General features: G+C 41.2%; 10 protein-coding genes. 6 read left to right on the plus strand and 4 right to left on the minus strand.

The window, feature by feature from the left end; genetic code table 11:
• Positions 1 to 2,789: type ISP restriction/modification enzyme (locus H6S82_RS07770; RefSeq protein WP_191056127.1), on the minus strand; the 2,789-nt coding region annotated here is incomplete at its 3' end.
• A 230-nt stretch (positions 2,790 to 3,019) separates the two neighbouring features.
• On the opposite strand from H6S82_RS07770, the gene H6S82_RS07775 reads away from it, so the two are divergent.
• The 4 genes from H6S82_RS07775 (at position 3,020) to H6S82_RS07790 (ending at position 4,527) form a co-directional block, all read left to right on the plus strand.
• Positions 3,020 to 3,247 carry a type II toxin-antitoxin system MqsA family antitoxin gene (locus H6S82_RS07775; protein ID WP_190471502.1) on the plus strand — a complete coding sequence of 76 codons (228 nt, stop codon included), beginning with the start codon at positions 3,020 to 3,022 and terminating at the stop codon, positions 3,245 to 3,247.
• A gap of 186 nt (positions 3,248 to 3,433) precedes the next feature.
• Entirely contained in the window at positions 3,434 to 3,769 is a 336-nt protein-coding gene (locus H6S82_RS07780) for a hypothetical protein (protein ID WP_190471505.1), read from the plus strand.
• Complete coding sequence (locus tag H6S82_RS07785; RefSeq protein WP_190471508.1) at positions 3,766 to 4,305, plus strand: hypothetical protein; 540 nt, start codon at positions 3,766 to 3,768, stop codon at positions 4,303 to 4,305. Before H6S82_RS07780 ends, H6S82_RS07785 begins: the two co-directional genes overlap by 4 nt.
• A 9-nt stretch (positions 4,306 to 4,314) precedes the next feature.
• Entirely contained in the window at positions 4,315 to 4,527 is a 213-nt protein-coding gene (locus H6S82_RS07790; RefSeq protein WP_190471510.1) for a hypothetical protein, read from the plus strand.
• On the opposite strand, the gene dacB is transcribed toward H6S82_RS07790, so the two are convergent.
• Positions 4,524 to 6,050, minus strand: coding sequence for a D-alanyl-D-alanine carboxypeptidase/D-alanyl-D-alanine-endopeptidase (dacB, locus tag H6S82_RS07795; protein WP_190471512.1), 1,527 nt, complete (start codon positions 6,048 to 6,050; stop codon positions 4,524 to 4,526). The genes H6S82_RS07790 and dacB overlap by 4 nt on opposite strands.
• A 247-nt stretch (positions 6,051 to 6,297) precedes the next feature.
• Here dacB and H6S82_RS32680 point away from each other — a divergent pair, with 247 nt between their 5' ends.
• Positions 6,298 to 7,578 (plus strand): hypothetical protein, encoded by a 1,281-nt coding sequence (locus H6S82_RS32680; RefSeq protein WP_199315509.1) that lies wholly within the window; start codon positions 6,298 to 6,300, stop codon positions 7,576 to 7,578.
• 337 nt (positions 7,579 to 7,915) lie between these two features.
• Positions 7,916 to 8,533, plus strand: coding sequence for an HPP family protein (locus tag H6S82_RS07805; RefSeq protein ID WP_242056853.1), 618 nt, complete (start codon positions 7,916 to 7,918; stop codon positions 8,531 to 8,533).
• A gap of 11 nt (positions 8,534 to 8,544) precedes the next feature.
• On the opposite strand, the gene fdhD is transcribed toward H6S82_RS07805, so the two are convergent.
• Positions 8,545 to 9,387: a formate dehydrogenase accessory sulfurtransferase FdhD gene (fdhD, locus tag H6S82_RS07810; protein WP_190471519.1), complete on the minus strand. Its 843-nt coding sequence runs from the start codon at positions 9,385 to 9,387 to the stop codon at positions 8,545 to 8,547.
• An 85-nt stretch (positions 9,388 to 9,472) separates the two neighbouring features.
• Complete coding sequence (locus tag H6S82_RS07815; RefSeq protein WP_190471522.1) at positions 9,473 to 9,742, minus strand: type II toxin-antitoxin system ParD family antitoxin; 270 nt, start codon at positions 9,740 to 9,742, stop codon at positions 9,473 to 9,475.
• Positions 9,743 to 9,981 lie beyond the last annotated feature (239 nt).

Here is a 9,981-nt window from a genome sequence, read left to right on the forward strand (position 1 = left end):
GCTTTGTCTGCTTTTAACTTTGCTTTGGGAGTAAGGCGATTGTTTTCAATGGGTAAGTCAATGCGTTTGAGGGGATAGGGTGCAACTGTTTCGTAATTTATATGTAAATCCATTAATTTTTTCCCCCAATTTACCCATTGCTGGAAGTTATCGTAAAATGGCAAACGTGGGAAGTCGCGTTTTAGGTTTAGTTCGTATTTTTGGCGATAGGCGGGATTGTGAAGTACCGCGTATGTATAGTGAAAGATATCTTCTTTGGTGATATTGGGATCTTTGTAATGAGTTTGAAATTGTTCTAATCCCCAGTCGGTGATGTTGTCGTGGCGGTTTTCTTCTTTGTCGTAGCGGTAGAGGGGAAGGCATTGCGTCCCGCAAGCAGCACCATTTAAGTGCAAATCAGGTATTCTATTATCAGCAAGGGTCATAAAAGGCTTTTGTGAACCCGGATCGGTAAAACAAATTACTAAGTTTTCTCGTTGAAAGTTTGAACCAAATAATTGAGTATGACTGGAAGTTAACCTGTCACTAAAAATAAAGTCAGCATAGTAATAGTTTTGCACAAAAGGGCGATAGGTAGCTTGAATAATATGTTTTTGGGCGAAAATTGCTTTTTTGTGAGTTTTTACTTTTGACTTCAAAGACTCACTCCATTTTATTATATCGCTCAGAATTAAATTTAAATCATTACTTGTATTATTCTTGATTATTAGATCTATTTTTTGATTATAATCTTGAATCATAAATACTATTTTTTGGGAAAGCAAATCGGAACTAAGATCGTATACCCATTCATCTCTATTAGTAGAAACCCCAAAAGAAAATAGCTTAAATACTGCTTTGTCATCATTTTGACTGTTAGCCCGTTTAGTATCTTTATTAGCTAATGAGAGTAAGCTGTAGAAATCATTGACGGCTAGATTTATCCAGTTGTTATTTTGATCGGGTATAATATGTTCAAAAGAAACCCGATCTAATTTAATTCCTGCTAAAAACTTCAGCTTATCCTCCGCTGTCTCAAATTCCGATCTGCGAGTGTAAAATATCTTACATGGTACGCTGTTACTATCCTTCTTCCTTACCATCAAACTTATAGCAACACCTGCTTGAATACCAAAAACATTATGTTTAGTTCCTGATATTTTAGGATTAGATCTTACATCCCCACCTAAATCAATGATATAAATTTCGCTAAATTCATCAGCGACTACTTTTCTAAATCCATCAGCTTCTTTTGAATGGATAAAAGATGAATTAGTAATAAAAGCTAAAATGCCGTTTTCATGCAACCTACCTGTTGCCCAACAAAAAAAGCGAGAATACATATCATAACGCTTTGTTTTTTGGGCAGTGCTATACCTAACGTAACTATTTTTAATCAAACTATCTATTGCCGGATACTTGCGATTTTTATTGTTGTCATTTTCATTAGCTTGATTTGCATTATAAGGTGGATTGCCAATTATCACAGAAATAGTCCTGTCATTTTGCCGTTTAATTCTTTCCGTGTTCTCCACATTCAGCGCAAACAAATCACCTTGCTTACCCGCAAAAGAAGTATGTTCAAGCGTATCCATAAAACAAATATTTTCAAACTCTTCATAGACACCCATCTTTTGCTTATAGGTAAATTCAATATTCAAATTAGCGATATAATAAGGCAAAATAGCTATTTCATTGCAGTGAATTTCATGCTTATACTTATAAGCCAGCTTGTCTTTAGGCAAATATTCGATTAACTCAGTAACAAACGTGCCCGTTCCGGTAGCCGGATCTAAGATTTCCACATCTTGATCGGCTAGCAATTTACCAAAATGCCGATGCACTAAATAATCGACACTTTCAATCATAAAGCGGACAATTTCATTAGGCGTATAGACAATTCCCAATCTATCAGCGGCTTTAGGATTATAAGCTTTATAGAAATTTTCGTAAACAGCTTTCAAAAATTTCTGCTTTTCCTGGTGATTGTAGATATTAGCAGCAGTTCTTCTAATCACTGCATAATAATGTTCGATCGTGCTAAGAGTATTCCTTCTCGCATTACCCGTAAAAAAGGTATCGATTATCGCTTGTAACTGACTGGCAATATTATTTTCGCGATGAAACTGAGATTCATTGAAAATATTAATAAAAATATCCTCAGTGAGGATATGCTGAATCATCATTTCTCGAAGATCCAGTAAAGTGATTTCTGGATTGATCGATTGTTTGCAGATTTGCCAAAATTTATCTCTAGCGGTTTGAAAATTAATATTAGTTGCGGATTGAAGATCGATCGTATCGCGCAGAGAATCCAAAATTCTAGACAAATCTTCCTTAAAACTTTCAATCGCTTGGCGAAAATCCTTAACTTCCGGGCGAACGTAGTTAATAAAAGCATTGATAGCGCGATCCAAAGCTTCCCCATCGCGCATAGAAACGCGCATTGTCTCCACGCCACTTTGAATCAAAACAGCAGTTTGGGAATCTTCAAATAAAATGTTGCTATCAGGATATCCCTTACTGAGTTTTTTCTCAATTTCCAGATCTAAATCATCATATTCATCTTTACTTTCCCAGTAACCCCAATCTAACCGCAAAGCATCTTTAATCGTGCCATCTGGATAGACTAACTTGCCGCTTCTGGTTTTATAATCCAATTCAGGGATAAGCAGAAATTCTCTATTTTTGCAATATTCATTTAATAAGTTTTGAAAAGCAACCCGAATCGAGGTTTCGTTGCGAGAACCGCCATACTGAATAATTTTTTCTACTTCTGCCTGATATTGGCTAACCAGAAATTTTGACATAGCTTAATAAAACAGGGCTTAGGTATGTTGTTGCGCTTTAGCGCTAAATCTAGGCTAGCGCTAAAGCGCAACAACGTACCTAGAAAATTGATTAAGTATTGTCACGCTTAGGTAAGTATTGTAAAATTTAATGGACTAAAACCTCATAAAAATGGCACAAGTTAAAGGTATCCTAAGAGAATTCAAACAATTATCATTACTGTATATGTACCCTAAAAGAGAATTTCAAAATGGTGTGTGATATTTGTGGTAGCGAAGGTGCGGGTATCCGCCGAATTACTAGAACCTATGGTAAAGGTGAAGATTTGTTGGTGATAGAGAATATCCCAGTAGTGCGTTGCCCTCATTGTGGTGAAAGTTACCTGACGGCAGAAACATTGCACGAAATTGAGCGCATTAAACTCAATCGTAAAAGCTTGGTGGTTGAGCGTCCAGTGGAAGTGGCTAACTTTGCCTAAATAGCGATCGCACTTTCCCAAAATACCCAAAATGCGATCGTCCTTCTCTCTTTCTCTTCTTCGGAGTCCTAGAGCGCCTCTGTGGTTAAATAAAAAAGATCGATCGCGCTAGTAAAGAAAATGCCAACAAACTTCTTTCTGATTTTGGTGATACTAAAACTGAAATTCAGAAAAGGAGTCTATTAAATGAGAACCTTTACCACTAAAGGAACTGGTACGAATCTAGAACGATTCACCACCGATGCAGGTATCGACTACCAGTTTAATACCGGACACGCCTACAGAGAACATCGAACTGGCCCAGATAGTAATCCCCAACGTGCTGGAACAATTGATATTGTAGAAGACAGCATCGTAGATGACATTCAGCAGTTGCTTGCTTCTGGTGTGACGCTACCGGAATTAAAATCTGCCAATAAACCGCTAGTTCAGATCGTAACCGTCAATAGTGTCAAAATTGTATATAGAGTTGGTACAGTAGGCGGAGTAGTTCGCATTTCAGATTATTGGGCATTGCCATGATTACAAGTGTAAAAGAAGTTTTAGATGCGATCGACCAAGAAAAGGGACACATAGAGCAGCTAAGTGGCGCATCCCAGGATGTTTTAATTACCATACTGCTTGATGCTTTAGCAGAGCAAATTTCTATCGAAAATGCTGGTTATCTGGCACTTCGGGAACTTTGTAATCGAGGTAGCGTACCAATTGAATTACTGCTTTTAGCTCATTCACTAGCGCAATGGGTTTCCTGTGCGACAATTGAAGAACTAGATGGTTATTTTTTAGAACGTGCTAGGGAATTAGCGCCTGACAATCTGCGAGTGCTTTACGCTGTGCTGGAAAAACAGCCTAATATTGAAGGCGATCGCAATCAAAGAGCTTTTGAGCAGAAAATTATAGGCCGCATTTTAAAATTATATCCCGCCGATCCAATTGCCACAGAAGCTAGCGCAATTCTGGTAAATAGCGATCGCAGTCTGCCACTAGATTTTATTAACCGTTTGCCGAATCCCTTAGAAGATGTTGATTTTACACAATTGATAGAGATAATAGGCTAAACTGTAATTATGCCATCCTTCCTAGCTAATCAAAGTGCGATCGCTCATCAAGCTTACGATGACTTGATGACGATGTTAATGCAACTGTATCCTAAACGTCTAGACGAAATCCTCCATCAGCATTTGGAATTCTCATTAGCAATAAATCTTTCTGAATGCTATTTGTTTGTAGTATTTATTGTGGTTTCGTACCTCAACCAAAACTCCGAATGTTTTACCTAACAACGACGCAAACGACTCAGCAACAAAACAATTTCATCAATTGCCGGACGCATCTTTTTCGCCGGTCGATCGTACTGATTTAGCATAATACTAAATATCACCGTTTCGTAACCGGGAACATCAACATATCCAGACAGGGTTGATACACCGCCCAATGTACCAGTTTTGGCTAGCACAATTCCTTGGGCAGCAGTATTTTTAAAGCGATTTTTGAGAGTGCCGCTAACTCCAGCAACTGGCAAAGAAGCGCGGTAAATTTCTGCTTGGGGTGACTGTGCCATTGCTTTGAGCAGTTGTACCAAAGCTAACGGACTAACTAAGTTGTGACGAGATAATCCAGAACCATCTTCGATAACATAACTTTCCGGTTCTACACCCAAATCTGTTAAAGTTTTTTTTAGTACTTCTAATCCCATTTCAGCAGTATTTTGATTGCGAATATCGGATTTTTTGATAGCGCCGATCGTTCGCAGCAAAACCTCGGCATACAAATTATTACTCGGTTGATTGGTATCTATTAAAAGTTGCGATAGTGGGGGAGATTCAACTGCTGCTAATTCCGGTTCATCTGCACTTTTCTGACTCGGTGCAAGCATTGTCTGGGCGATACTAATTCCCTCTGATTCTAAAGCGGTTTGAAAATGCCGCAAAAAGTTTTCTGCCGGATCTCGTACAGCTACACCAACAGGTTCCGGTTCGGAATTAGCTGCCAATTCGCCCCAGATTTGCAAAACAGGTTTACCCAGGACGCCTGTTACTGCAACGGTACTTTCCGAACCATTTTTAGCTGTTACTGAGAAATTTTCCACTTGCCATTGGGAAGCGCTTAAGGGATCGTTCCAGGTAAATTTAAGAGGTTGCCCCAATTTTTGCGGTAATAAGGTCATCTCGATCGCATTTTGATTTAAAATTAAACTATTGACAGGTGCGCCATAATCTGATGCGACATCTTCCCATTGCCAGTTAACATTAACGATCGGCCCCTGAAAATAATCATCATGCACAATTAACTGCTGCACTTGACTAATTCCCTGACGTTTGAGTTGTTGAGCCAAATCTTTTAACTGTGCATCTGTTAAACTGGGATCGCCACGTCCGACAACGCGCAAAACGCCATTGCTGCCATAAACTGATGTGCGAATGCGAAACTGGGAACCTAACTGGTTTAAAGCAACTGCGGTTGTAAATAGTTTGACGTTGGAAGCGGGTGTAAAGTATTGTTGTGCGTCGCGACTGTAGAGAATTTGGGATGAGGATAATGTTTGAATTAGCATACCCCAACGATAGCGGCGGTATTCGGGACGGTTGGCGATCGCATCAATAGCTTGACCTAACTGTGCTGGGCAAATATTTCTAGCATAACTTTGTTGTTTGACTGCTTGCTTTGACGCGAATGCTTCTCGACTGGAAAGTGTCGGTGACTGCGCCTTTGCACTCAATTGTCTTACCCACACCTGGCAACTCAGAACAAGCACCCCTAAAGCGATCGATCTGCCAATGACTGCAAAACTTTTAAAATTCATAAGCATTTTCAGCTACTGGGTGTTCCCCGCTTCAGTTTATCTTTGAGAAACAGAACTTACGCAGCGAATCTCAGTTTAGGGTCAATTCATGAATTGACCCGACATTGAGATGCTTTGTGTAAGTCCTCAGAAAAAAGCATACTAGATAAAATTCTCTCTTATGAGGGAGGTTCCCGGAACTCCTGGGTTACTAATATATACTGATAGGCAAAACCGATAATAAAATTCCCGTGATTTTACTTTTGCTATGAAAACGCGCAATCGAGAAAGTGACCCACGCCCAGTAACCGCAGAACCCCAGCGTCGCGGTAGCATTTTAAACAGCTTTTTGGCTGGTGTGGCGACTGTGCTGGCGCTTTTGGCGCTGGGTGCGGGCGGCTTTTTGCTTTATCGATCGATGCAAGAGGGGCGGGTGAGTAACCCTTTTAATCCACAAACTAACACAGGCACGACTGCAATTACTCCATCCGCTGAAACGGCGGCTTCCCCATCTCCGTCTGCTAGCGTCGAAGTACCAAAAAATCCTTATGTGCAGCTTGCTTTAGAAAATAAAGCGCAAGTAGAGTTACTCTCAGTGACGCGAGTTCCGGGAAAGCCTGACGAAGTAAATGTGCAGCTGCGCGTTCATCGGCTGGCAAAGGGCTTTGTAGGCAGTGAAACTATTAATGTTGGCGCTACAAGTGCCCGCAATCCTATCACTGGTGAAACTTACCAAGCAGTCGATTCTGTGAAGCGATCGTCCGGGCCTATTTTTCTGTTTAATATGTCCAAAGAACAACCTGTTGATGGCTATGTCGCCTTAAAAGTGCCACAAGGTATCAACACAATTGATATTTTAGTCAAAAACACAGGTGCATTTAGAAATGTGCTGATTTCCGATATTAATTCAATCACTGGTGAGTCAAGATTGCCAGCACCGCAAATAACTGCCACTCCAAACGCGACTGTAACTGACAAGATCGACAATTCCTCAGTCAGTTCATCTCCTCAAACACCAGCACCGCAAATAACTATCGTTCCCAGTACAACTGCAAGCAATGGTATTAACAATTCATCAGTTAATCCATCTCCTAAAACGCCTGCACCGCAAGTCGCAGCTACAGTTCCCAGCACTGCTGCTCTTACTCTTCCAGTGACTGTAGAATTTCAATCTGGGGCGTTTCAACAATTAGCATTCGGTACAAAGGCGCAAGTAGAATTGCTTTCGGCTAAGCGAATTGCCGATCCGCAAACTGGTAATCGGGATGTGGTAAATGTGCAGATGCGAATTCGCCGTCTCGCAGATAAAGTAGCGGCAAATAATCTCATACCTGTGGGCGAAACAACTGCCCGCAATACTGTTACCAGCGAAACTTATAAAGCGGTTAATCCCCGCCAAAATGCAACTGGCACTATCTCTTTATCTGAAATTCGCCCAGGTGCGTCGGTAGATGCTTATGTCTGGTTAAAAGTGCCACCGAATGCGAACACTCTGGATATCTTTATTCCAGAGACTGGCGCAATTAAGAATGTGCCGATTTCTAATTAGAGCGTTTTTGGCAGATCGCTTGGGAGTAGTATGGGTGCGATCGGTCAAAATAGCGATTGATTGAACTCATATCTTTTTTTAGGGTGCGCTAACGCCGTTTAACGCACCCTATCTGCTTATTGTGCGTTACAGCTGTATCTAACGCACCTGATAAAATTAAATCTAAAAAAATTCTGTAGTTAAAGCTACACTTTTTCATAATTAAGGTGTATTCTAGACTAAGTACAAATTCTTAGCAGACCTAACAGACTGGATTTTGCTAAAGCTTTAAGCTTGACACCAGAACTGTGGGAGTTTTTTTGGCTCATGAGTACATCTCTGAGTCGCAGGTTTTTTATTGGCAATTTTTTGGAAAACAGTTGTCTACTTGTTCAACAAATTTATGAGAGGTTATTTACCCAGAGGAGCAATTGGCTCTAGTTACCTGCCAAAACTCGATCGCAGAAAAAATAGATCTCGGTTCAGAAATCGCAGTAGTTCAGCCTTTGGGGTAGGACTTCCTTGGCAACAGATTCTGTTTTCCTATATGGGCGGTTTTTTTGGTATTGCAGCATTGGCTTACTTATCTGTAGCCACTCATTACCCTTTAATTATGGCTCCTTTAGGTGCTACCAGCGTACTCGCTTTTGCAGTACCCGATAGTCCTTTAGCGCAACCGCGCAATATTATCGGCGGCAATTGTTTAGCTGCCTTAGTCAGCTTAGTTTGTTTGCATCTTTTGGGAACGGAACCTTGGGTAATGGCAGTTGCAGTAGGTACTGCGATTGGTTTGATGCAATTGACTGGAACTGTGCATCCGCCTGCGGGGGCTGTTGCTTTAGTTGCAATTATGACTCATGCGGAGTGGGAATTTCTGTTTACGCCTGTACTTGCGGGTTCGATCGTTTTGGTGCTTTGCAGTGTGTTTTTCAATAATCTTGTGGCAGGGAAAACTTATCCCAAACAATGGTTTTAATTGCGCGGCTGCTATATGAGGATGCGTTCGACTCCTGCATAGACGTTAAAGCGTTCGCCGCGCAAAAAGCCGATTAAAGTTATCCCGAATTCTTCTGCTAGCGCTACGGCTAAGCTGCTGGGTGCGGAAACTGCACAGACAATTGGCACTCCAGCGGCAAGGCATTTTTGCAAGATTTCAAAGCTCGATCGCCCGCTGACCGTGACAATGTTATTCTGTAATGGCAGATAGTCACCGAGTAAAGCCGTTCCTATTAGTTTGTCGAGTGCGTTGTGACGCCCGACATCTTCGCGCACAGTCAATAATTCGCCTTCGATGTTGAATAATCCGGCGGCGTGCAATCCACCTGTAGCGGCAAAGATTCCTTGGGAGGCGCGAAGTTTTTCGGGGAGGCTGTAAAGGATTTCTGGTGTTACTTTTTGTTTGGTTGTGATGGTGGAGAAATTGCGCGATCGCAATCCTTCTAAACTAGCTTTTCCGCAAACTCCACAGGCGCTTGTCGTATAAAAATGTCGCTCTAAACTTGTCAAATTCGGCAATTCGTCGGCGGCAAGTTCCACGTTGACAATATTATAGCGATTTTCGATATCTATTTGGCGATCGACACAATGAGTAATGCGACGAATATCTTCGCGTTTGTGAATAACTCCCTCGCTGTAGAGAAAACCAGTAGCTAATTCAAAATCATTACCTGGGGTTCGCATCGTGACAGCTACAGTCCGGCGAACTCCATTAGCAACCAAACGAATTTCTAACGGTTCTTCTGTGGCAAGATAATCTGAATGAGAACGGATTTTGCCCTTTTCCACTACCCAGACTTTGGCTTTGATTTTGCTGCTAGGAGTTGTCCCCATCAACCGCTTCCTTCATAATTAGAGAAAAATTTCTCTAATTCACGACGACAGTCTTGGATAGCATCATCTGAAAAGGAGTAACTATTCATGCCTGAGACTCAGATATTTGGTTAATTTTCTCCCGCAGTCTAGCAAAAACAACTTCACCATCGGTTAGTTGTCCCTTAGCGATTTGTTCAGTTCCGCTAGCGATTTTATGACGGAGTTCTTCAATCTGCTTTTCACCCAATTGGCGATGATGTTCTTCTAACAGTCGTAGTGCTTCACCTATCACCTCATCGGCAGACGAGTAATTCCCTGTCTGAAGTTGCGATTGAATAAACTTTTCCTGTTGTGTAGTGAGCGATATATTCATAACACTCAAAGGTACTGATTTGCGATCGCAGATTGCTTTATTGGAAAATAATCTGCATTTTTTATAGATTATACACCTTTATTTCAAGTTTCTACTGAAAATTGCTCTGGATCGATTCCCCAATTTACCCAGCGAATTGCCTCGCGGGCCGATCGCATTTCTGGCGGTACGCGCAAGGCGTGTATGAATCCGGTGCTGGGACAAGTCATTTTTAATAAAAAAATCGGCTCAATATCAAC

Source organism: Planktothrix sp. FACHB-1355 (genome assembly GCF_014748295.1).
In the GTDB taxonomy this organism is placed as follows: domain Bacteria; phylum Cyanobacteriota; class Cyanobacteriia; order Cyanobacteriales; family Aerosakkonemataceae; genus Aerosakkonema; species Aerosakkonema funiforme_A.